Here is a 23,064-nt window from a genome sequence, read left to right on the forward strand (position 1 = left end):
GTTTCCATGCACGTCGATCTCTCCGACCTCGCCGCCTCCTTTCCCGATTTCCGCGTCGGGGTCGTCGTCGCCGAGGGGTTGACGATCCCCTCCGAACGCCCGCCCGAACTCGACCGGCTGATCGCCACCCGCGCCGAGGCCGTGCGCGCCGCCTGGGGCGGCCGCGAACTCGGCGACATCCCCGGCATCAAGGCCTGGCGGCTCGCCTACAAGGCCTTCGGCATCAAGTCGACGCGCTACCGCTGCTCGGTCGAGCGGCTGGTCAAGAACGTGCTCGCCGAACGCGAGGCGCCGCGCATCAACGGTTTCGTCGACGCCTACAACGCCGTCTCGTCGAGCCATGTGTTCCCGATCGGCGCCGACGATCTCGACCGCATCGTCGGGGATGTCTTCTTCCGCCTCTCCCGCCCCGACGACACCTTCGTCGACATGGCCGGCGGCGAGGAGGCCGACCCGGCCGATGCCGCGCCGAAGCCGGGCGAAGTGGTCTATACCGACGCCGAGAAGGTGCTCTGCCGCCGCTGGAACTGGCGCCAGGACGCCCGCTCGCTGGTCGCGCCGACCTCGACGCGGGTGGTCCTGACCATCCAGTCCCTCGGCGTCGGCGATCTCGACGCCGCTCTCGCCGACGTCTGCGGCCTGATCGAGGGCTTCTGCGGCGGCCGCACGGCGGTTACGGTCGCCGATGCGGCGACGCCCCGCGCGGCGCTGGCGATGCCGTGACCCCCGCCCCCCTCGAAGACCGCAGGGAAATCCATTCGCCGGGCTGGTCAAACCCGGCCGCGAACACTATGAAGACGCAATGAAGAACCGTGACTCTTTCTCCGAACGCCGCAAGACCGCCGACGCCGCCAAGGCGGCCCTGCTCGAGAAGTTCAAGGCGCGCCCCGCCGCCGACGATCCGGAGGTGATGGCACGCACAGCCGCGCGCCTCGCCGCCGCCGAGGCCAAGGAACAGGCGCGCCTCGCCAAGATCGAGGCCGAGAAGGCCGCCCGCGACGCCGCCGAAGCCCAGGCCGCCGCGGACGCCGAGGCCGCCGCCGCTGCCGCCAAGGCCGCGCGCGACGCCCGCTACGCCGCCCGCAAGGCGCGCAAGCAGGGCTGATCGGCCCCTCCTCGACCGTTCCGAACGGAAACGACCGTCGCCCCCGGGCGACGGTCGCATCGTCGTGTCCGAGTGGATCCGGCGGCCCTCAGGCCGCCGGCTTTCCCGGCTGATAGGCGAGGATCGGCGCCAGCCACCGCTCGGCGGTGGCGAGATCCCAGCCCTTGCGCTTCGCGTAGTCCTCGACCTGATCGCGCTCGATCTTGCCGACGCCGAAATAATGGCTGTCGGGATGCGAGAAATAGAGCCCCGACACCGACGCCGCCGGATGCATGGCGAAGCTCTCGGTCAACTCGATCCCGGCACGATGCGACGGATCGAGCAGCTTCCACAAGGTCGCCTTCTCGGTGTGGTCGGGCTGGGCCGGATAGCCCGGCGCCGGCCGAATGCCCTGGTACTTCTCCGCGATCAGATCGGCCGGCGTCAGCGCCTCGTCGCTCGCATAGCCCCACAGCTCCTTGCGGACCTGCTGGTGCAGCCACTCGGCGAAGGCCTCCGCCAGACGATCGGCGAGCGCCTGACTGAGGATCTTGGAATAGTCGTCGTTGGCCCGCGCATAGGCCTCCGCGATCGCCGCCTCGCCGATGCCGGCGGTGACGGCGAAGGCGCCGACCCAGTCCTTCGGCCCGCCGATCGGCGCGACGAAGTCGGAGAGCGCCAAGTTCGCGCGCGCCCCGCCCTTGCGGTCCATCTGCTGACGCAGGGTGTGGAGCGTGGCGATCCGGGTGTGGCGGCCGTCCTCGGCATAGATCGCGATGTCGTCGCCGTCGGCCTGCGCCGGCCAAAAGCCGACCACGCCCTTGGCGACGAGCGACCCTTCCGCGATCAGCTTCTTCAGCATCGCCTGCGCGTCCTCGAAGAGCGCCTTCGCCGCCGGGCCGACCTTGGCGTCGGAGAGGATCGCCGGATAGCGGCCGATCAGCTCCCAGGTGGCGAAGAACGGCGTCCAGTCGATGAAGGGCACCAGCGTCTCGATCGCCACGTCGATGGGTCGCAGGCCCAGGAGCGACGGCTTCTTCGGCGGATGGGCGACGAAATCGGGCTTGAAGGCGGCGGCGCGCGCGTCGGCCAACGATACCCGCTCCTTCTCGGCTCGACCACGCGCATGACCCTCGCGGATCTTGACGTAGTCGGCGGCGATCTCCGCCTTGACGCGGGTCCGGTCGGCGCCGATCAGCGACGAGGCGACCCCGACCGCGCGGCTGGCGTCGACCACATAGACCGCTTGATTGCGGTCGTAGGCCGGATCGATCTTCACCGCCGTGTGGACGCGCGACGTCGTCGCGCCACCGATCAGAAGCGGCACGTCGAAGCCCTGCCGCTCCATCTCCGAGGCGACGTGCACCATCTCGTCGAGCGACGGCGTGATGAGGCCGGAGAGACCGATGATGTCGGCCTTCTCCTCGCGCGCCCGCTCCAGGATCTTGGCGGCCGGCACCATCACGCCGAGGTCGACCACGTCGAAATTGTTGCAGGCGAGCACGACGCCGACGATGTTCTTGCCGATGTCGTGGACGTCGCCCTTGACGGTGGCGAGCACGATCTTGCCCGCCGTCGAACGCCCCTCGCCGCCACCGGCCGCCTTTTCCGCGTCCATGTAGGGCATCAGCACGGCGACCGCCTGCTTCATCACCCGGGCCGACTTCACCACCTGCGGCAGGAACATCTTGCCCGAGCCGAAGAGGTCGCCGACCACGTTCATGCCGGCCATCAGCGGCCCCTCGATCACGTCGAGCGGACGCGCCGAGGCGACGCGCGCCTCCTCCACGTCGGCCTCGATGTAGTCGGTGATGCCGTTGACCAGCGCGTGTTCGAGCCGCTTCGCGACCGGCGCCTCGCGCCAGGAGAGATCGACCTCGCGCGCCTTGCCGACCTCGCCCTTGAAGCGCGGCGCGGCTTCGAGCAGCCGCTCGGTGGCGTCCGCACGGCGGTTCAGCACCACGTCCTCGGCGAGATCGCGCAGATCCGGCGTCAGCTCGTCATAGACCTTGAGCTGGCCGGCGTTGACGATGCCGAAGTCCATGCCGACCTGGATCGCGTGGTAGAGGAACACCGAATGCATCGCCTCGCGGACGGGATCGTTGCCGCGGAAGGCGAAGGAGAGGTTCGAGACGCCGCCCGAGACATGGGCATGCGGCAGCGTGTCGTGGATGAAGCGGGTCGCCTCGATGAAGTCGACGCCGTAATTGGCGTGTTCCTCGATGCCGGTCGCCACCGCGAAGACGTTGGGATCGAAGATGATGTCTTCCGGCGGGAAGCCGACTTGCCTCGTCAGGATCTCGTAGGAGCGGGCGCAGATCTCCTTCTTGCGGGCGAGCGTGTCGGCCTGTCCGGTCTCGTCGAAGGCCATGACGACCACGGCGGCGCCATAGGCGCGCACCTTCCGCGCCTGCGCGACGAAGGCTTCCTCGCCCTCCTTGAGCGAGATCGAATTGACGATCCCCTTGCCCTGCAGGCACTTCAGCCCCGCCTCGATCACCGACCATTTCGACGAATCGACCATCACCGGCACCTTGGCGATGTCGGGTTCGGAGGCGACGAGATTGAGGAAGGTCGTCATCGCGGCCTCGCCGTCGAGCAGGCCCTCGTCCATGTTGACGTCGATGATCGCCGCGCCCGCCTCGATCTGCTCCTTGGCGACGGCGAGCGCCGCCGTGTAGTCGCCCGCCTGGATCAGCTTGCGGAACTTGGCCGAGCCGGTGACGTTGGTGCGCTCGCCGATGTTGACGAAGCGCATCTCGGGAAGATGCACGAAGGGCTCGAGGCCGGAGAGGCGCATGCGCGGCTCGATCTCCGGCACGACGCGCGGCGCATGGCCGGCGACGGCCTTGGCGATCGCCGCGATGTGGTCCGGCGTGGTGCCGCAGCAGCCGCCGACCACGTTGACGAGGCCGGAGGCGGCGAATTCGCCGACGAGCGCCGACATCGCCTCCGGGCTCTCGTCGTAGAGGCCGAATTCGTTGGGAAGCCCCGCGTTCGGATAGGCGCAGACGAAGGTGTCGGCGACCCGGCCGATCTCGTCGATGTGGGCACGCATCTCGCGCGCGCCGAGCGCGCAGTTGAGGCCGATCGAGAACGGCTTCGCATGGCGGAGCGAGTACCAGAATGCCGCCGGCGTCTGGCCGGAGAGCGTGCGGCCCGAGAGATCGGTGATCGTGCCGGAAATCATCACCGGCAGGCGGAAGCCCTTCTCCTCGAACACCTCGTCGATCGCGAAGAGCGCCGCCTTGGCGTTGAGCGTGTCGAAGATCGTCTCGACCAGGAGAATGTCGGCGCCGCCGTCGACGAGCCCGCGCGCCGCTTCCGCGTAGGCCACCCGCAGATCGTCGAAACTCACGGCGCGGAAGCCGGGATCGTTGACGTCCGGCGAGATCGAGGCGGTGCGGTTGGTCGGCCCGATCGCCCCGGCGACGAAGCGCGGCCGCGACGGATCGGCGGCGAAGGCCGCGTCGCAGGCCTCGCGCGCCCGCCGCGCGCCCTCGACGTTGAGATCGTAGGCGGCGCTCTCGAGCGCGTAATCGGCCTGCGCGATCGTCGTCGCCGAGAAGGTGTTGGTCTCGACGATGTCGGCGCCGGCGGCGAGATACTGGGCATGGATGCCGCGGATCACGTCGGGCCGGGTGATCGAGAGGAGATCGTTGTTGCCCTTGAGGTCGCGCTCGTGGGCCGCGAAGCGGTCGCCGCGATAATCGGCCTCGGTCAGGCCGTGGCGCTGGATCATCGTGCCCATGGCGCCGTCGAGGACGAGGATGCGCGCGCTTGCCGCCGCGTTCAGCGTCTCGGCGAGTTTCGCGGCGGTGGCGGCGGAATGGGTGAAGGGCGCGGTCATGGACGTGTCTTTCGATCGGGAAGCGAGGATGGACGAGGGGTCGGTCAGGCGAGCGTCTCGGGCGACCAGATCCCCAGCGCCTCGACGATGCGCGTGACCAGATCCGCGCGGTTCATCGTGTAGAAATGGAAGTCCTCGACGCCGCGCGCGCGCAAGTCGGCGACCTGCTCGATGCCGAAGTCGATCGCCGCCTGCGCCCGTTCCTCGGGCGTGTCGCCGACCCGACCGAAGCGTTCGCCGACCGAGCGCGGGACGCTGGCGCCGGTCTTCTCGGCGAAGCCCGCGACGGCGGAGAAATTGTGGATCGGAATGATCCCCGGCACGATCGGGATCGAGATCCCGGCCGCGCGCACTCGCTCGAGGAAATCCTCGAAGAGATCGTCGTCGAAGAAGAACTGGGTGATCGCCCGGCTAGCCCCGGCATCGACCTTGCGCTTCAGATTGTCGATCTCGGTCGCCCAGTCGGCGCTCTCGGGATGGCGCTCGGGATAGGCCCCGACCGAAATCTCGAAGCCGCCGATGGCCGCGATCCCGGCGACGAGATCGGAGGCGTAGGCGTAGCCGCCCGGATGGGGCCGATAGGCCTCGCCGACGCCCTCCGGCGGATCGCCGCGCAGCGCCACGATGTGGCCGACGCCCGCCGCCGCATAGGCGCGGATCACCTCGTCGACCTCCGCCCGCGTCGCCGAGACGCAGGTCAGATGCGCCGCCGGCTTCAGCGTCGTCTCGCGCACGATGCGCGCGACCGTGTCGTGGGTGCGCTCCCGCGTCGACCCGCCCGCGCCGTAGGTGACCGAGACGAAGGACGGCGCGAGCGGCGCCAGCGCCTCGATCGCCCGCCACAGGGCGGCTTCCATCTTCTCCGTCTTGGGCGGGAAGAATTCGAAGGAGATCGAGGGACGAGAGGGCGAGGACGCGGTCATGTCGTGACTTTCGAGTGAGTATCGGAGGCGACGAGGATCCGGGGATCGCGGGCGAGCCAGAGCGTGACGGTGAGCGCCCCGTCGCCGCCGCAGGCGCGGTCGGGGCTCGGCGGCAGGTCGCGGATCTCGACGAGTTCGAGCCCGGCCTGTTCCATCAGCCGGGCGAGATCGGCATGGGCGAAGCCGAGCCGGCGATGGGCGTGGCTCTCGCGCAGGAACTCGAGCGCATGCGGCGCGAAGTCGACCACCAGCAGCCGCCCGCCCGGCCGGAGCGCGCGCGCCGCCTCGCGGATCGCCGAACCGGGATCGTCGAGATAGTGCAGCACCTGATGGATGGTGACGACGTCGAAGGCATCGCGCGGCTGCCCGAGCGCATGGACGTCGCCCTGCTGCACCCGCGCCCGCGTCAGTCCGGCGCGATCGAGCTCGCTACGCGCCGCCGTCAACATGTCGTGCGAGGCGTCGATGCCGACGGCGCGGTCGTAGCGATCGGCGAGGAGCGTCAGGAGCCGCCCGGTGCCGGTGCCGACGTCGAGCAGCGCCGCGAAGGGCGCGTTGCCGAGGATCGAGCGGATCGCCTCCTCCACCCGCGCCTCCTCCACATGGAGCGAGCGCAGCCGTTCCCAGTCCCCGGCATGGGCGGCGAAATAGGCGGCGGTGCGTTCCGCATGCGCCCGCTTGACCGCCGCCAGCCGCTCGAGATCGCGCGACGTCGTCGGATCCGCCCGGTCGAGCGCGGCGATCAGCCCGCCGACCAGCGCCCCCACCGCGCCGCGATCGGCGAGCCGGTAATAGACCCAGGCCCCCTCGGGGAAGCGATCGACCAGCCCCGCCTCGGTCAGAAGCTTCAGATGGCGCGAGATGCGCGGCTGCGATTGGCCGAGGATGCCGGTCAGATCCTTGACCGTGAGATCACCCTCGGCGAGCAGCGTCAGGATCCTGAGACGCGACGGTTCGCCCCCCGCCCGGAGCGCCGCCACCATCGCCTCCGACGAGACCCCGTGGAGGCGCGGCGAGGCGAGCGCCACGGCGCCGGAACCCGGTGTCGCGTCGCTCGCGGAGAAAGGAAGGTGGGGCACGGCCTCGGTCGTCATGGAAGAACGATATAAAGATATCTTTATATCATTTCAACGACCGAATGATCGCGCCGTTCGGATCGGCGTCCGAGGCGGGGAGGCGGGGGCGGGCGGCCCTCGCCTGCCCTCAGTAGGCGTTCTCGTCGAAGAAGACCTTGAGCGCCGTCAGCAGGATGATGCGGATGTCGAGCCAGATCGACCAGTTGTTGATGTACCACAGATCGTGCTCGACCCGCGCCCGCATCTGCTCGACGTCGCGGGTCTCGCCGCGCAAGCCCTTCACCTGGGCCCAGCCGGTGATGCCCGGCTTGACGTGCTGGCGCAGCGCATAGGAGGCGATCAGCCCGTCGTAATAATCGTCGTGGGCGACCGCGTGCGGCCGCGGCCCGACGATCGACATGTCGCCCTTCAGCACGTTGAAGAGCTGCGGCAGTTCGTCGATCGAGGTGCGGCGGATCATCCGCCCGACCCGCGTCACCCGCGCGTCGCGGCGCGAGGCCTGGACGACGTCGTCGCCGTTCTCGCGCACCGTCATCGAGCGGAATTTGAGGATGGAGAAGGGCCGCGCCCCGAACCCCTTGCGATGCTGCCGGAACAGCACCGGGAAGCCGCTCTCCGCCACCACCGCCAGCGCGGTGAGCCCCATCAACGGCGCCAGCAGCACCAGCCCGACCAACGCCACGACGATGTCGAGCATCCGCTTCAGCGCGCGGTCGAGCCGGGTCAGCGGCGCGCGCTGCAGCTCGAGCCCGATCAGATCACCGACATGGACCTGGGGACGCCGCAGCATCCGCTCCATCTCGTGATCGGCGAAGAGATGCATCTGCACCGGAACCGGCGACAACACCGCCTTCAACTCCTCGATCCGGCGGCGGTCGTTCCACGAGCCGAACACGAAGATCCCGTCGAGACGACGATCGGCGAGCGCCGTGCGGACGTCGACGGCGACGCTGCGCCCCGCCTCCTCCGCCGCCGCCGCGCTCTGCTCGGACGGCGAGATCAGCGAGACCGAGGCGATCTCGATCCCCTCGCGCGCCAGCCGCTCGACGATGCGGATCGCCCCGACCTCCTCGGCGATCGCCACCACCGCCACCCGGCTGTGCGCGATCCGCCCCTCGACATAGGCCCGCGCCAGCATCTTGGCGCCGAAGCCGTGCGCGGCGAAGAGCAGGAAGCCGCCGATCACGAACCACAGCGAGACCGTGCCGCGCGAGAACGCCTCGGTGCTTCTGAGGAGGAAGGCGATCCACGCCAGATTGAAGAAGACGAACGCCCAGCCCTGCAACACCCACACCGCCTGATGGCGCGCCTCGCTCAGATGAGCGATGCGATAGGCGCCGCGCAGCGCCATGTAGCCGACCAGAAGCAGCGCCGCGAGCAGCGAGACCGAGACCAGAAGGTCGCTCATGTCGGCCGGGAAATAGCCCTGATAGACATAGGCCGCGAGCAGGGCGCTGCCGATGGCGAGGACCACGTCGACGACCACGGCGGTCGCCTGAAGGAATTCGATCGACCATCGCCGGCTGTTGCGGCCGACCAGACCACCCTTCCAGAGATGTGCGCTTGGTCGACTGTGATCGAACGTGGCCATGACCCAACCCGAGACGAAACTGTACCGACGCCATAAACGATTTCTCAACCATTTGACCTCGGGTCAGGCCCGCATTCCAGCGAGAACTGGTTCCAGGGTTAATGTCCACCGCCGCGCCGGAAGGCAGAAGCGCCCGGATCGCGGCGAAAAAAGGCCGGCGAATCGCTCCGCCGGCCGCTGTTCGTCGAATGGAAGGAGATCAGGCCGCGTGACTGGCCGCCGCCGCCCGCGCCCGCTCCAGAACCTTCTGGGCGACGTGGCCGGTGACCTCGGCGAGATTGTCGAAGACCTGGGTGTAGGAGCCCACACCCTGCGTCGCCGACCGGATCTCGACGATGAGATGATCCATCTCCGCCTGCGGGATCAGCGCCTCGACCACGTCCCAGCCCTCCCAACCGGGCCGCGCGTCGTAGCCGAGCAACTGCCCGCGACGACCCGAGACGATCTGGTTGATCCGCGCCGTCGCCTCGGACGGCGTGGCGATCGACACCTTGAGGATCGGTTCGAGCAACACCGAATTGAGCTGGCCCATCGCCTCGCGCATGCCGAGCTGTGCCGCCGTCTTGAAGGCCATGTCGGAGCTGTCGACGGTGTGATAGCTGCCGTCGACCAGCCGCACCTTCAGATCGACCACCGGGAAGCCGTTGAGGCCCTTGTGGAGGAACTCGCGCACCCCTTCCTCGACCGCCGGGATGTATTGGCGCGGAACCACGCCGCCGGTGATCTCGTCGACGAAGGTGAAGCCCGAGCCGCGTTCCGCCGCCGCCACCTCGAGCGCCACGTCGCCGAACTGACCGTGACCGCCCGACTGCTTCTTGTGGCGCCCACGCACCGACGCCTGTCCGTGGACCGACTCCTTGTAGGGAACCGACGTCGGCTGCGTGCGGACCTTGATGCCGTACTTGTGCTCGAGCCGCTCCAGCGCCACCCGCAGATGCATCTCGCCCTGACCCTCGACGATGGTCTCGGCGGTGTCCTGATCCTGGCGCACGACGATCGAGGGATCCTCCTCGGCGATCTTGGTGAGCGCGGCCGACAGTTTGACGTCGTCCTTGTGCTCCAGCGCGGCGATGGCGAAGCTCATCACCGGCGCCGGCGGTACCAGCGTCACCAGGTCGGGCATGCCGGCCTTGGCGGTCGTCAGCGTCCGCCCGGTCTGGGCCGGTTCGACCTTGCCGAGCGCCACCGTCTCGCCCGCCACCGCCTCCGCCTTCTTCTGCTGATCCTTGCCGACCAGCTTGTAGATGCCGGAGATGCGGTCCGCCGCGCCGTCGGAAGCGGTCAGCGTGACGCCGTCGACGACCTTGCCGGCGAGCACGCGGCTGATCGAGAGCTTGCCGCCGTGCGGGGTGTGCACGGTCTTCAGAACCTGGACGACGGTCTCGGCGCCGGCCGTCAGACCGAGGCGATCGCAGGTCTCCTCGAGACCCGGCGCCTCGTGACGCAGCGCCTTCATCAGGCGTCCGACGCCGTTGCCGCGCTCGGCCGAGCCGATGAACACCGGACAGATCAGACCCGACTGCAATTCCTTGGCGAGATCGCCGAAGACCTCGTCGGTCGGCGGCTGCACGTCGGTGAGGAGTTCCTCCATCAGATGATCGTCGTAATCGGCGATGCGCTCGAGCATCGCGTAACGCGCTTCGACTTCCGCCGCCTTCTCCGCGTCGGGAATGGGCGCGATCTCCGACGGCGCGTGATCGTGCCAGACATAGGCCCGCTCCAGCGCCAGATCGATCGATCCGACCGTCGCTCCGTCCTTCATCAGCGGGATCTGGCGCAGCACCAGGGGCGCGCGCGAGGCCGGCTGCATCAGTTCGAGCACGTCACGGACGCCGCCCTCGGTCTTGTCGAGCTTGTTGAGGAAGAGAATGTGCGGAATGCCGCGGTCCTCGAGCAGGCGCAGCGAGAGCTGGAGCGCGGGGATCTTCTTCTCGTCCGCCTCCGCCACCACCACCGCGACGTCGACGCCGGCGAGCACCGCTTCCGATTCGAAGAGATATTCCACCGACCCGGGGCAATCCAGGAAGGTGTAACGGTCGCCGAGGAATTCACATTCGGCGATGTTGAGCTCCACACCCATGCGGTGATCGCGGGCTTCCTGCGAGGCGTCGCCCACCGACGTGCCCGCCGCCACGGCTCCGGCTCGGTTCACGGCCCCCGTGCGTTCGAGGATCGCCTCGAGCAACGACGTCTTGCCGCTGCCGAAAGGCCCCACGAGCGCCACGCACCGGGGCCCGCCTCGTCTGCCGCTGCTCGATCCTCCGTTGGCGTCGGTCATGACTGTCTCCAATTCTGTTGTGTTCTCTTTATGTTCACGGCCGTCACGCCCCCCGCGACCGCTGGATCCGGGGGGCTCGGCGCCGGGACCGCACCGAGGAGGGCCGATCCGTCGCCGGGCCGGATCGTTGCGCCGTTTCGCCGCGCTGACAAGCGGCGCGGCCCCCTTCGCCCCGCCAATTCGATGCTGCGCCGCCGCGAGACCGACGCCGGGGAAGGCCGGCAATTCCTTGATGAGAAAGGATCTTTTCCACGCCGGCGGTGCACGCCTCGGCGTCTTTCCGATCCGGTATGCCCCTTAGCCGCGAAAGACCTGCGCACTAGGCGCGCGAAGTTCCCCCCGCGGCGGCGATTTCTGATAGGGTACGGACTTCACGGTTCGGAGGGGCTCGGCCCGCGTCTTGGATGTTGATCGTCGAACTCTCGGTTTTCGCGGTACTGACCCTCGTCAACGCCTTCTTCGTCGCCTCCGAAATGGCGCTGGTCTCGGTGCGCCGGGTGCGCCTCGTCACGCTGGCCGAGGATGGCGACCGTCGCGCGCAGCGCGCCCTCGATCTCGGTGAGCATCCGAGCCGCTTTCTCTCCACGGTCCAGATCGGCATCACCGTGACCGGCCTCGCCGCCGGCGCGTCCTCCGGCGCCCAGCTCTCGGCGCGCCTCGCCGGCTGGATCGCGGCCATGACGCCGAGCCTCGCCGTCGCCGCCCACGAGATCGCCTTCACGCTGGTGATGGTCGCCATGACCTTCTTCACCATCGTCTTCGGCGAACTGGTGCCGAAGCGCATCGCCATCGCCCGGCCCGAGCCGATCGCCATCGCCGTCGCCGGCGTGGTCGACCTGTTCTCGCGGGTGACCGCCCCCTTCATCTCGCTGCTGACCGTGACCTCCGGCCGCGTTCTGCGCCTGCTGCACGTCGACGAGACGACCGGATCCGACGTCACCGAGGACGAGGTGATGCACGTCCTCGCCGAGGGTGTGCAGTCCGGCGTCCTCGATCCGGAGGAGCGCGAGATGCTGGAAGGCGTCATGCGCGTCGCCGACCGGCCGGTCCGCGCGGTGATGACGCCGCGCCCCGACCTCTATTGGATCGACCCGTCCGACCCGCCCGAGCGCATCCGCGCCGAGATCCTCGACTGCCCCTATTCCGCGATGATCGTCGCCGAGGGCTCGGTCGACGAACCGATCGGCCTTCTCTACAAGAAGGATCTGCTGCGCGACGCCGTCGAGGGCCGTCCGCTCGATCCGCGCGCCCACATCAAGGATCCGCTGGTCGTCCCCGAGACCGCCCCGGTCCTGAAACTGCTCGAGCGCTTCCGCGGCACCCCCGTCCACGCCGCCTTCGTCGTCGACGAATACGGCGGGCTCCAGGGCCTCGTCACCCTGACCGACATCGTCGAGGGCATCGCCGGCGACTTCGCCGACGTCGACGCCCCCCAGGTCTCCGGCCCGACCCGCCGCGACGACGGCTCCTGGCTGATCGACGGCGACGAATCGATCGACGAACTCGAACGCCTCGTCCAACTGCCCGACCTCGAGCACGGCGGCTATCACACCGTCGGCGGCATGATCATGGCGGCGCTGAACCGCATTCCGACCGAGGGTGACAAGGCGGTGATCGGCGACTGGATCTTCGAGGTGGTCGACATGGACGGCCGCCGCATCGACAAGGTTCTGGCGAGCCCGCGCACCCCCGCCGAGGCGATCCCGGAGGAGGACGAGGCGTGAGGCTCACGCCTCGCCCGTGACCGTTCCGCGCCCGACCCGTCGCGCCACCACTGCGAACAATGCGGCGACGACCAGCGGCGCGATCGGCACATGGAGCCCGAGCGCCAGCGGCCGCGCCAGCGCCGGCAGCACGAAGGCGGCGAGGAGCGTGATCTTCTCGTAATCCTCGAAGCCGTGCCGCAGCCCCTCGCGCGCGACGACGGCCATCGCCACTGCCAGGATCATCAGATCGTAGTCGAGCACGAAGGGGCTCGCCGTCACCGTGGCGACGGCGGCGAGCACCACCGCGCCCTCGGCCGAACGCCCGCGCCGCGCCGCGACCCAGGTCGCGACCAGCACCAGCGCCGTGACCGCGCCCTGGACGAGCGAGGCCACCGCGCTCGACCCACCGAGCACCCGCGTCGCCGCGAAGGCGCTCACCATCTTGCCCGGCTCGACGAAGCCGAGATCGAGCGTCGCCCGCGCCACTTTCGACATGGCGAGAAAGGCGACCCACGCCTCGGTGCCGAACAGCGCCCAGGCGAGCGCGCACCACAGCGCCGCGAAGGCGCCGGTGGCGAGGAAGAGCCGCCACGCGCCCGCCGCCGCCAGTGCCACCGGCAACGCGATCGCCAATTGCGGCTTGAAGACGAGAGCCCCGAGCAGCGCCCCGGCGAGGATCGGACGGCTCGTCGCGAACCGCGCCCCGCCGGCGAAGAGCGCCGTGGAGAGAAAGGCATTCTGACCATGGCCGAGGGTCACGAAGGTCGCGGGATAGGCGAGAAGGGCGATCGCCCCGATCCCCTCGCCGATCGCCCCGCGCGCCAGCGCCGCGAGCCCCCGCCACGCCGCGACCCAGGTCACGGCGAGCCACGCCGCGAGCGCCGCGAGATAGGGCAGGAGCCCGAGCGGCCACACGATCATCAGGAACACCGGCGGGTAGAAGAAGGCGGTGAACCCCTCGCGCGGACCGAAGGTCGCGTCCTGCTCCGCCTGGAGCCGCGCCCCGTCCCAGACCGCCGCCGCCCCGTCGGCGATCGCCACCCGCGCCGCCGTCCAGAACGAGAGGAAGTCGGTGCCGAGCGGCCGCCCGAGCGGATCGACCCCGCCACGCGAGACGACGATGCCGGCGAGGACGACGAGACCCGTCATCGCCGCCGCGATCACCAGCCATGCCCGCACCCGCGCGCGGTCGAGAAAGTCCGCCCGTCTGAGGATCTCTATCACGCCCGTCCCCGTCTCCGATCGCCGTCGGCGACAGTCTCGCCGACGAGGCCTCGAGAAAACGAAAACGGCCGGCCCCTTTCGGAACCGGCCGCCGTCGAGAAGGCGGGATTACTCAGCGCAGATTGCCGCAGAAGCGCTGGATGCGCTTGCAGGCTTCCTCGAGCGCCGAGGTCGCGGTCGCGTAGGAGATGCGGAAATGCGGCGCCAGACCGAAGGCCGAGCCCTGCACCACCGCCACGCCTTCCGTCTCCAGAAGCTCGGTGACGAAGTCGTCGTCGGACGTGATCACGTTGCCCGACGGCGCGGTCTTGCCGATCGTGCCCTTGCACGAGGGATAGACGTAGAAGGCGCCTTCCGGGGTCGGGCAGGTGAGGCCCGAGGCCTGGTTGAGCATGGCGACGACGAGATCGCGGCGCTCCTTGAACACCTTGTTGTTGGCGGCGATGAAGTCCTGCGGCCCGTTGAGCGCCTCGACCGACGCATACTGTGAGATCGACGAGGGGTTCGAGGTCGACTGCGACTGCAGCGTCGCCATCGCCTTGATCAGCTTCTCCGGACCGGCGCCGTAGCCGATGCGCCAGCCGGTCATGCAATAGGCCTTGGAGACGCCGTTGACCGTCAGGGTGCGATCGTAGAGGCCGGGCTCGACCTGGGCCGGGGTGGCGAACACGAAGTCGTCGTAGACGAGGTGCTCGTACATGTCGTCGCTCATCACCCAGACCTGGGGATGGCGCATCAGCACGTCGGTCAGCGCCTTGATCTCGGCGAAGGTGTAGGCCGCGCCCGAGGGGTTGGAGGGCGAGTTGAAGATCAGCCACTTGGTCTTGGGCGTGATCGCCGCCTCCAGCGCCTCGGCGGTCATCTTGAAGCCGGTCTCGATGCCGGCCTCGACGAAGACCGGAGTGCCGCCGCCGAGCAGGACGATGTCGGGATAGGAGACCCAATAGGGCGCCGGGATGATCACCTCGTCGCCGGGATTCAGCGTCGCGAGCAGGGCGTTGTAGAGCACCTGCTTGCCGCCGGTGCCGACCGACACCTGGCTCGGCTTGTAGGTGAGGCCGTTCTCGCGCGCGAACTTGTCGACGATCGCCTTCTTCAGCTCGGGGATGCCGTCGACGGCGGTGTACTTGGTCATCCCGTCGCGGATCGCCTTGATCGCGGCTTCCTTGATGTTCTCGGGCGTATCGAAGTCCGGCTCGCCGGCGCCGAGCCCGATGACGTCGCGACCGGCCGCTTTCAGCTCGCGCGCCTTGTTCGTCACCGCGATCGTGGCGGACGGCTTGATGCGCGAAAGGCTGTCGGCGAGGAAGGCCATGATGGGTCTCCGAAAGAGATGAGGTGAGATACCGAAACCCACGCCGACGGGCTCGTCGGCTCGCGCCGCGTGAGGAACGCCGGACCGTAGTCTCGCCCCACCGCGACGGCAAGAGCTTTCCCGTGACCCCGCCTCAGCCGTGGCGGATCTTCTGGAACACGATCGCGAGATTGAGCACCAGCGAGAACATGTTGGCGAGGATGACCGGCCACGAGCCGATCAGGATCCCGTAGACCAGCCACAGGAAGATGCCGCCGGAGAAGATCACGAAGGTGAAGAGCGACAGCGACGCCACGTCGCGATGGCGGATCGCCCGAATCGTCTGCGGCAACCAGCACAGCGTGGTCATCAGCGCGGCGAGCCCGCCGAGCAATTCGATCTGGAGAGGCGACAGAAACACGTCCACATCCTCGATTGTAGGAAATCGGCCGTCGGCGACGCCCCCGGAATTCGAACGCCGACATCGCGACGGCCGTATGACCGATCCCCCGCCCGCTCCCTCGCGCGCAGGTCTCTTCGATCAACCCGTCCGGTCCGCGAAGATGAGATTGACCGGCGTCGCCGCGATCAGATCGTAGCCCTTGGTCGCCATGAATTCGAAGATCTGGCGACCGTTGCCGGCGATGTGATGGTTGGACGGCTCCGCCTGGACGAACCACGGCCGGTACTTCGAGAAATCGAGATCCTTGAGGATCCTGAGATCGAGCCCCTCGACGTCGATCGAGACATAGACGGGCGGAGCATCGGGAAAATGCTCGGCGAGAATGCCGTCGATGCGCAGGGCCGGCACTTCCACGAGCGCCTTCTCCCCGACGCTGCCGCCGGCCCATTCCTTCACGAAGCGCCGATCGAGCGAGCTCAATTCACTCTGGTTCGATTTCGACAGCATCACCGTCTTGCGATCCTCGTCCTGGACCGCGCCGAAGACCACCGTGTCCTTGGGCCGCCCCTTGCGCAGATCCGCCAAGAGATCCTCGTTCGCCTCGACGATGACGCCGGTCATGCCCAACGTCTTCCCCAACAGATAGGTCGCCGAGGTGGCGAAGGGGTGATTGCCGCCGACCTCGAGATATTTCCGGGTCTTGAGCTCGACGCCGCGTGACGCCGCACGCGCCTCGAGCAGGGCACGAACGATCAGATCTTCACCGCACTGGCCGTAGAATTCGTAGGACCGACAAGGAATGTCGGGGAAGCGAACCCCTTCGCGAATACACTGGGCATAGACCCAATCGTTCAACAACATGTCGATTCCATCCTCAGGTTCTGCACCCGAATCGCCTCGATCCGCGCTTCCTTCGCCAGTTTCGGCCCGAATACGTCGCGGGCCTAGCCCTCGCGTGCCTCACCATTTCTGAAAAACGAGCCCCGCCCCGAGCGCGATGAAGCCGAAGCCGAGCAGGTGGTTCCACCCCAACGGCTCCTTCAACCACAGGGCCGAGAACACCGCGAAGATCACCAGTGTCACCACCTCCTGGATCGTCTTCAACTCGATCGCGGAATAGAAGGCGTGGCCCCAGCGATTGGCCGGCACGGCGATGCAATATTCGAAGAAGGCGATCCCCCAGGAGACCACCACCACCAGCCACAGCGGGCGGTTGGGATAGGCGAGGTGGCCGTACCAGGCGAAGGTCATGAACACGTTGGAGGCGACGAGCATCACGACCGGCAGCAGCAGGCCGGGAAGGGACGAGGAAACGGGCATCGAAGGCGTCCATGCGAGGGGTGACGGAAGGTGAAGGGCATCGAATCGCGCCCGGAGCGGGGAAATTCGATGAATTTCCAATGGATCGTTTTTGATCCGGCTCAAGGTCTCCCCCGTCGCGGCGGGTCACTATGCGCGGGCCGACCTCGAAAGAGCCCAACCAAGAAGAACGACGGACGGCGAGGAGACGGAGATGGAGATCGCGATTGCCAAGGTCCTGGAACTGATCGAACACCTCAGGATGCTCGACGCCGAGAACGGCGACGGACGGATCGAGGGAGCGGACGACGACGTCGAATCCGGTGCCGGTCATCTCTTCGAGGATTTCGATCAGGACGGCACCGAGAGCCAAGTGCGCGGTGTCATCGACGCGCTCAACGTCGACGAGCAGGCCGATCTGGTCGCTCTGGTATGGATCGGTCGCGGCGATTTCGAGGCCGAGGAATGGCCCGTCGCCCGCCGCCGCGCCCTGGAACGCCGCCACCGCTCGACCGCCACCTATCTGATGGGTATCCCCAACGCCGGCGACCTCCTCGAGGAGGGCCTCGCCGCCGTCGCCGTCGACGCCTGATCCCTCAGTCGTCGACCAGGAACGGATTGGAGACCCGCTCCTGCCCGAAGGTGGAGGTGGGGCCGTGCCCCGGCAGGAAGCCGACGTCGTCGCCGAGCGGCAGCAACTTGTCGCGGATCGAGGCGATGAGGGCCGCATGATCGCCGCGCGGCAGATCCGTGCGGCCGATCGACCCGGCGAAGATCACGTCACCGACGATGGCGAACCGCGCCTCGCGCTGGAAATAGACCACGTGCCCCGGCGAATGGCCTGGGCAATGGATCACCTCGAACGGAATGCCGCCGACCGAGACGGTGTCCCCGTCGGTCAGCCAGCGATCCGGCGCCACCGAGGAAAAGCCCGAGAATCCCCATTTCGCCGCCGCCTCGCTCACCCGCGACAAGAGGAACTCGTCGTCGACGTGCGGCCCCTCGATCGGCACCACCCCGCCCTGACGCGCCTCGAGCGCCGCCTTGAGCGGCGTCGCCCCGCCGGCATGGTCGAAATGGCCGTGGGTGAGGAGAATCCGTTCGACCCGCACCCCGAGCTGGTCGAGCGCCTGGAGAATCTGGTCGACGTCGCCCCCCGGATCGGTCACCGCCGCCCGTTTGCTCGCCTCGTCGAAGACGATCGAACAGTTCTGCTGGAGCGGCGTCACCGGAAGGACGGCGAGCCGGAGACGGGAAGGCGTGTCGCTCATCGGAACTCCTCGAAAGGCTCGAGCGTCGCGCGGCATCGACGATCGAGAGGAACGCATCGAGCCGGAGGTCGGTCTGGTGCGGCGCGGCGATGCATACCATATTGATATCGACGAGGCACGACGATCGAACCGCTCCGCTTCGCGCCCCTCGACGGAGGATCCCCCCGGCATGCGCCTTCCCCGCCTCGCGACCGCCGCCGTCCTCGCCGCGACCGTCGCCGGCCTCCTCTTCCACCCCGCCTTCGCCCAGGACGAACCGCCCGCTCCCGTCCCCGGCCCCTTGCGTCCCCTCGCCCCCGTCGTCTCGGATCCGCAGGGAACCCCGGCGACGCCGCCGAAGCGTCCGCTCGCCCAGCGCCGCGACCCGACGCCGCCGCAGGCCGTGCGGACCTGGAGAGGCGCCCTCGCCCCGCGGGCGAGCGGCGAACTCGCCCGCGGCCGGGTGGTCCTCGACGTCGTCACCCATCAGGTCCGCATCGACGACTTCGCCGTCACCGACTCTCCCGGCCTCGAGATCGCCCTCGTCGCCGGCGACCCGCCCAAGACCAATGCCGACGTGCTCGCCGCCAAACGCGTCTCGCTCGGCCGACTGCGCCGGATTCGCGCCACGGTGATCCTGCGTTTCCCGGCGGAACTCGACCCGGCGGTCTACCGCACGCTGGTGGTGTGGTCGCGCCGTGACCGGGCCCCGCGAGGGCTGGCGCGCCTGACGCCGAGCAGGGCCGGTTGAGGCCGTCGAAGGCGCTCTGTCCGGACGCGGCGCCCTTGCCCTTTTCTGCCGTTTCGTCCATAAATCGGAGCGGCGGCGGTTCGGAACTTGGGCGAGACGGTCGGCGCGACCGGTTCTTCAAGTCCTCGATGATCGGGATCTCGATCCACGACGTCGGGGATGGCGGGAAAAACAGCGCAAATCATGTCCCGACGTGTAACGTACCTGCCTGGTCTACCCCTGTGACCATCGAGTCCCGGGGGGACGTGTCGTGCAAACGGGGCGAGGCCCCGCGGGAAAGGACTTGGAATGAGGGATCGTGGTTTCGGCGGCGGACGTGGCGGCGACCGCGGCGGTTTCGGGCGTGATCGTGAAGGTTTCGGCGGCCGCGACGAGGGTTTCGGTGGCGGCCGCGGTGGTGATCGCGGCGGCTTCGGTGGTGGTGATCGCGGCGGCTTCGGTGGTGGCGATCGCGGCGGCTTCGGCGGCGGCCGTGGTGGATTCGGTGATCGCGACCGTGGCTTCGGCGGCGGCGGCGGCGACCGCGGCGGCTTCGGCGGTGGTGATCGCGGCGGCTTCGGCGGTGGCGAAGGCGGCGGTTTCCGTCCGCGTCGTCCGTTCGGCGGTGACGAAGGCGGCTTCGGCGGCCCGCGTGCGCCCCGTCCGCCGGTCGAGCGTGGCCCGCGTCAGAACGGCGTGGTGAAGTTCTTCAACGCCGAAAAGGGCTACGGCTTCGTGACTCCCGACGAGGGTGGCGCGGACGTGTTCGTCCATGTCTCGGCGGTCGAGCGCTCCGGCCTCGGCACCCTCGACAAGGGCCAGAAGGTCTCCTTCGAGACCGAGCCGGACAAGCGCGGCAAGGGCCCCAAGGCCGTCAACCTGCAGCCCCTCGAGGGCGGTGAGGCTCCGGCCGACGACTTCGAGATGCCGGACTCCGACGAGGAGTGAGGCCGGGCGGCTCGGTCTCGAGCCGCTTCCTCCGCCGGCCCTCTCCGAGGGCGCCGGCGACGCATCCGTGAACGAAAACGACCCTCCCGCGCGTCTCGCCGGGAGGGTTTTTCGTGGGCCGACCCCGACGCCCACGCTCAACGAGACGACCCGCGCCGATGAACTATCGCCACGCCTTTCATGCCGGGAACTTCGCCGACGTCGTCAAACACGCCGCGCTCGCCCGCATCCTGGTGCATCTCGCCGCCAAGCCGACGCCCTTCCGCGTCCTCGACACCCACGCCGGCATCGGTCTCTACGACCTCGCCGGCGATCCGGCCGAGCGCACCGGCGAATGGCGCGACGGCATCGGCCGCGTCCTCGCCGCGCCCTTCCCCGCCCCGGTCGCGGCCCTGCTCGAGCCCTGGCTCGCGGCGGTCGCCCGGGTCAACGGACTGACCAGCCCCGACCATCTGACCCCGGAGCGCCTCGCCGTCTATCCCGGCTCGCCGCTGGTGATCCGCGCCGGTCTCCGGCCCGGCGACCACGCCGTCGTCACCGAGCTGCACCCGGCCGACGCCGCCACCCTCGCCGACCTCTTCGCCGGCGACGCCCGCCTCAAGGTGGTCGAGCTCGACGGCTGGCTGGCGCTGAAGAGCTTCCTCCCCTTCAAGGAGCGGCGCGGCGCCGTGGTGATCGACCCGCCCTTCGAGCAGCCCGGCGAATTCGACCGTCTCACCCGCGGCCTCGTCGCCGCGACCCGGCGCTTCGCCGGCGGCATCTACCTGATCTGGCACCCGATCAAGGACCGCGCCGACCTCGCCCGATGGCACGCCGATCTGATCGCGACCGGGATCCGCCGGATCCTCGCCGTCGATTTCGCGGTCGCCGCGTCGCGCGCCGACGGGCCCCTCGTCGCCTGTGGCCTGACGATCGTCAATCCGCCCTGGAAGCTGGCCGAGGAGCTGGCCCTCCTGCTGCCGGCCCTGGTCGAACGCCTGGCGATCGGCCCCGGCGCCGCCGCCCGGGTCGAGTGGCTGGTGCCGGAATGACACCCCTTCGGCGGTGCGGCGATCGCGGTGCCGTTCTCATGGCTTGACCCGGAGCCGTCACTCGCCCATCGTCGCCGTGACCCTCGATGTTCGGAAGGGAAATCCCGATGTCCATGCCGTTCTCGTCCCGCGTCCGGTCCGCCGTCGCCGCCGCCCTCGGTCTCGCCGCCCTCGCCGCGCCCGCGCTTGCGGCCGACCCCGTCCGCGTCGCCGCGCGCGACCTCGACGTGCCCGCCTGCGACGCCCCGGAGGTGCTGGCGCGGGTCCGCACGACCTTCGAATACGGCGCCGCCCACGTCGAGAAGCGCACCCTCGCCATCGCCGACTTCGGCCGGATCCGCAGCCAGGGCGTCCATGTCAACGATCCCTCGCCGATCGCCCGGCGCTGGTGCTACGCCCCCGTCACCCTGACCGACGGCCACCGCTCGACCGCCTATTGGCGCATCGATCGCGGCATGGGCTTCGCCTCGCCCGGCTATGCCGGCCTGACCGACGACGTCGAATCCTGCGTCCTCGGCCACGACCGCTGGCGCGTCCACGACGGCACCTGCCGCACCACCCGCCGCTGGTGGTGAGCGGCCCCCTGCTCGTCGCCCCTCCCGATCCCGATCTCGCAAGGTGCCCGATGTCGAAGGTCGCCGCGTTCGCCCGTCTCCGTTCGGCCGCCTCGGCGCTCGCCCCTCTCCTCGCGATCGCCTGCTTTCTGGCGGTCGCGCTGGTCGCGCCGGTGGAGGCGCGGTCGCGTGACCGCGCCGGCGACTATGACTTCTGGGTGCTGTCGCTCTCCTGGTCGCCGAGCTGGTGCGAGGCGACCGGCAACGCGCGCGGCGACGCCCAGTGCGCCCGGCCCTTCGCCTTCGTGGTCCACGGCCTGTGGCCGCAATACGATCGCGGCTTCCCCTCCGATTGCCCGACCCGGGCGGCCGAGCCGACCCGCGCCCAGATCGACGCGGTGCTCGACGTCATGCCGAGCCCCGGGCTGGTGCGCCACGAATGGCGCAAGCACGGCACCTGCTCCGGCCTCACCGCCGACGGTTATCTGAAGGTGATCCGCAAGCTCTTCGAGAAGATCCGCATCCCCGACGAGTTCAAGGCCCCGGCGGAACCGCGCATGGTCCAGACCCGCGCGGTCGAGCGCGCCTTCATGGCGATCAACAATGGCCTCGACGCCGAGGAGATCTCGATCCTGTGCGACCAGCGCCGGCTCCAGGAGGTGCGTCTGTGCCTGAAGAAGGATCTCTCCGCCTTCGTCTCCTGCCCCGAGGTGGAGCGCCGCGAGTGCCGCGCCGACCGTGTCTACATGCCCGCCGTACGCTGACGAGCGAGATGATCATGCGTTTCCCGTCCTTCTTCGCCGTGGCCGGGCTCGTCGCCCTCGCCTCCCCCCTCGCCGCCGAGACGGTCGAGACCCGGATCGCCGGCTGGAACGCCGTCTGCGAGGCGCCGGTCTGTCGCGCCAGCCTCGCCTCCGCCTCCGGTGAGCAGGCCCTGCTGATCGGCCGCTTCGAGATCGGCGACGGCATCGCCGTCGGCCTCGCCACCCCCGGCGCCGCCGCCGATCGCGAGCGCCCGATGACCGTGCGCCTCGACGGCCGCCGCATCGGCGACGCCGAGCCGAGGAGCGGTTACCGCCCCTTCGAGAAGCCCGAGACCTTCTGGATCACCGACCCGCGTCTCGTCGAGGCGATCCTCGCCGCGCGCGGCACCGCCAAGACCCTGCGCATCGAATATATCGACGTGATCGGCGCCCCCCACGACGCCGACTTCGACCTGACCGATCTCTCCAAGGTGATCGCCTGGACCGGCGAGCGGCTCGGCCGCCCCGCCGACAAGGTCGTCGGCACCGCCCCCAAGGGGCTCCTCGCCGCGCCCGAGATCGGCCGGTCCGAACTGGTCGCCAAGCTCGGCATCCCCCCGCGTCTCGCCAAGAAGCACATGACGGTGAGCGAATGCGAGGCGCCCGATTCGCCCCTGCTGCGCGCCTTCAAGCCGGTGATCGGCGTGCTCTCCTCGACCGCGACCCTCTACGCCATCCCCTGCACGGCCTCGGCCGGCAACGTCTCCTTCCGCCTGTGGGTTCTGGAGAACGGCGAGATCGGCGGGCTGACGCCGCAGTATTTCGCCACTTTCGACCCCGCCTACGGCTGGCGCGGCTCCGATCTTCTCCACAACGTCGCCTACGACGAGAAGACCCAGCGCCTCACCTCGACCTTCCGCGCCGGTGGCGGCTGCGGCGCGCGCGGTGTCTGGCACTGGAAGAAATGGACCTTCGAGATGCTCGAGACCCGCGTCGCCTCGACCTGCGTCGAAGGCAAGGACCCCGCCGACTGGCCGGTGGTCTGGCAATCGCCCGCCCCCTGACGCCTCTTCTTCCGCT

General features: G+C 69.1%; 22 protein-coding genes. 10 read left to right on the forward strand and 12 right to left on the reverse strand.

The genetic code is table 11. The features are described from left to right. The first annotated feature begins 6 nt into the window (after positions 1-6). Entirely contained in the window at positions 7-723 is a 717-nt protein-coding gene (locus J3S89_RS04620; protein ID WP_217926304.1) for a B3/B4 domain-containing protein, read from the forward strand. A gap of 79 nt (positions 724-802) precedes the next feature. Continuing rightward, positions 803-1,105 carry a DUF6481 family protein gene (locus J3S89_RS04625; RefSeq protein WP_217926305.1) on the forward strand — a complete coding sequence of 101 codons (303 nt, stop codon included), beginning with the start codon at positions 803-805 and terminating at the stop codon, positions 1,103-1,105. A gap of 88 nt (positions 1,106-1,193) precedes the next feature. Here J3S89_RS04625 and metH read toward each other — a convergent pair whose 3' ends face one another. From metH to J3S89_RS04650, 5 genes are all read right to left on the reverse strand, one after another. Continuing rightward, the gene (gene metH, locus J3S89_RS04630; RefSeq protein ID WP_217926306.1) at positions 1,194-4,934 is read right to left on the reverse strand and encodes a methionine synthase; all 3,741 of its coding nucleotides are present in this window, start codon (positions 4,932-4,934) and stop codon (positions 1,194-1,196) included. Positions 4,935-4,978: 44 nt separating this feature from the next. Continuing rightward, positions 4,979-5,857: a methylenetetrahydrofolate reductase [NAD(P)H] gene (metF, locus tag J3S89_RS04635; RefSeq protein ID WP_217926307.1), complete on the reverse strand. Its 879-nt coding sequence runs from the start codon at positions 5,855-5,857 to the stop codon at positions 4,979-4,981. Continuing rightward, positions 5,854-6,840 (reverse strand): ArsR/SmtB family transcription factor, encoded by a 987-nt coding sequence (locus J3S89_RS04640; protein ID WP_230489282.1) that lies wholly within the window; start codon positions 6,838-6,840, stop codon positions 5,854-5,856. Before J3S89_RS04640 ends, metF begins: the two co-directional genes overlap by 4 nt. A 220-nt stretch (positions 6,841-7,060) precedes the next feature. Further along, complete coding sequence (locus J3S89_RS04645) at positions 7,061-8,524, reverse strand: undecaprenyl-phosphate glucose phosphotransferase (RefSeq protein WP_217926309.1); 1,464 nt, start codon at positions 8,522-8,524, stop codon at positions 7,061-7,063. 199 nt (positions 8,525-8,723) lie between these two features. After that, positions 8,724-10,802: an elongation factor G gene (locus tag J3S89_RS04650; RefSeq protein WP_217926310.1), complete on the reverse strand. Its 2,079-nt coding sequence runs from the start codon at positions 10,800-10,802 to the stop codon at positions 8,724-8,726. Positions 10,803-11,206: 404 nt separating this feature from the next. Here J3S89_RS04650 and J3S89_RS04655 point away from each other — a divergent pair, with 404 nt between their 5' ends. Beyond that, a complete protein-coding gene (locus tag J3S89_RS04655; protein ID WP_217926311.1) occupies positions 11,207-12,526 on the forward strand; it encodes a hemolysin family protein in 1,320 nt (439 codons plus the stop codon). Between the two features lie 3 nt (positions 12,527-12,529). On the opposite strand, the gene J3S89_RS04660 is transcribed toward J3S89_RS04655, so the two are convergent. The 5 genes from J3S89_RS04660 to J3S89_RS04680 form a co-directional block, all read right to left on the reverse strand. Then, positions 12,530-13,732: a glycosyltransferase family 87 protein gene (locus J3S89_RS04660; protein WP_217926312.1), complete on the reverse strand. Its 1,203-nt coding sequence runs from the start codon at positions 13,730-13,732 to the stop codon at positions 12,530-12,532. Between the two features lie 112 nt (positions 13,733-13,844). Continuing rightward, entirely contained in the window at positions 13,845-15,047 is a 1,203-nt protein-coding gene (locus J3S89_RS04665) for a pyridoxal phosphate-dependent aminotransferase (RefSeq protein WP_217926313.1), read from the reverse strand. A 133-nt stretch (positions 15,048-15,180) separates the two neighbouring features. Then, entirely contained in the window at positions 15,181-15,447 is a 267-nt protein-coding gene (locus tag J3S89_RS04670; RefSeq protein WP_230489268.1) for a SemiSWEET family sugar transporter, read from the reverse strand. 120 nt (positions 15,448-15,567) lie between these two features. Continuing rightward, complete coding sequence (locus J3S89_RS04675) at positions 15,568-16,290, reverse strand: FkbM family methyltransferase (RefSeq protein WP_217926314.1); 723 nt, start codon at positions 16,288-16,290, stop codon at positions 15,568-15,570. 99 nt (positions 16,291-16,389) lie between these two features. Next, complete coding sequence (locus J3S89_RS04680; RefSeq protein WP_217926315.1) at positions 16,390-16,749, reverse strand: DMT family protein; 360 nt, start codon at positions 16,747-16,749, stop codon at positions 16,390-16,392. A gap of 193 nt (positions 16,750-16,942) precedes the next feature. On the opposite strand from J3S89_RS04680, the gene J3S89_RS04685 reads away from it, so the two are divergent. Beyond that, complete coding sequence (locus J3S89_RS04685; protein ID WP_217926316.1) at positions 16,943-17,320, forward strand: DUF3775 domain-containing protein; 378 nt, start codon at positions 16,943-16,945, stop codon at positions 17,318-17,320. A gap of 4 nt (positions 17,321-17,324) precedes the next feature. Here the strand turns inward: J3S89_RS04685 and J3S89_RS04690 are convergent, their stop codons facing one another. Further along, positions 17,325-17,999 carry an MBL fold metallo-hydrolase gene (locus tag J3S89_RS04690; RefSeq protein WP_217926317.1) on the reverse strand — a complete coding sequence of 225 codons (675 nt, stop codon included), beginning with the start codon at positions 17,997-17,999 and terminating at the stop codon, positions 17,325-17,327. A 169-nt stretch (positions 18,000-18,168) separates the two neighbouring features. Between J3S89_RS04690 and J3S89_RS04695 the strand changes: the two genes are divergently transcribed. Then, positions 18,169-18,729: a DM13 domain-containing protein gene (locus tag J3S89_RS04695; RefSeq protein WP_217926318.1), complete on the forward strand. Its 561-nt coding sequence runs from the start codon at positions 18,169-18,171 to the stop codon at positions 18,727-18,729. 213 nt (positions 18,730-18,942) lie between these two features. On the opposite strand, the gene J3S89_RS23480 is transcribed toward J3S89_RS04695, so the two are convergent. Further along, positions 18,943-19,482, reverse strand: a complete 540-nt coding sequence (locus tag J3S89_RS23480) for a hypothetical protein (protein WP_230489267.1) — start codon at positions 19,480-19,482, stop codon at positions 18,943-18,945. On the opposite strand from J3S89_RS23480, the gene J3S89_RS23485 reads away from it, so the two are divergent. From J3S89_RS23485 to J3S89_RS04720, 5 genes are all read left to right on the forward strand, one after another. Continuing rightward, entirely contained in the window at positions 19,444-19,656 is a 213-nt protein-coding gene (locus J3S89_RS23485; protein ID WP_338020045.1) for a cold-shock protein, read from the forward strand. The genes J3S89_RS23480 and J3S89_RS23485 overlap by 39 nt on opposite strands. 158 nt (positions 19,657-19,814) lie before the next feature. Further along, positions 19,815-20,687, forward strand: coding sequence for a 23S rRNA (adenine(2030)-N(6))-methyltransferase RlmJ (locus J3S89_RS04705; RefSeq protein ID WP_217926320.1), 873 nt, complete (start codon positions 19,815-19,817; stop codon positions 20,685-20,687). 113 nt (positions 20,688-20,800) lie between these two features. After that, positions 20,801-21,262 carry a hypothetical protein gene (locus J3S89_RS04710; protein WP_217926321.1) on the forward strand — a complete coding sequence of 154 codons (462 nt, stop codon included), beginning with the start codon at positions 20,801-20,803 and terminating at the stop codon, positions 21,260-21,262. Between the two features lie 50 nt (positions 21,263-21,312). After that, on the forward strand, positions 21,313-22,005 hold the full coding sequence (locus J3S89_RS04715) for a ribonuclease T2 family protein (protein WP_217926322.1): 693 nt from the start codon (positions 21,313-21,315) through the stop codon (positions 22,003-22,005). A 14-nt stretch (positions 22,006-22,019) separates the two neighbouring features. Then, the gene (locus tag J3S89_RS04720; RefSeq protein WP_217926323.1) at positions 22,020-23,048 is read left to right on the forward strand and encodes a DUF1176 domain-containing protein; all 1,029 of its coding nucleotides are present in this window, start codon (positions 22,020-22,022) and stop codon (positions 23,046-23,048) included. Positions 23,049-23,064 lie beyond the last annotated feature (16 nt).

Source organism: Pinisolibacter aquiterrae (genome assembly GCF_019160155.1).
Classification (GTDB): Bacteria; Pseudomonadota; Alphaproteobacteria; order Rhizobiales; family Ancalomicrobiaceae; genus Pinisolibacter; species Pinisolibacter aquiterrae.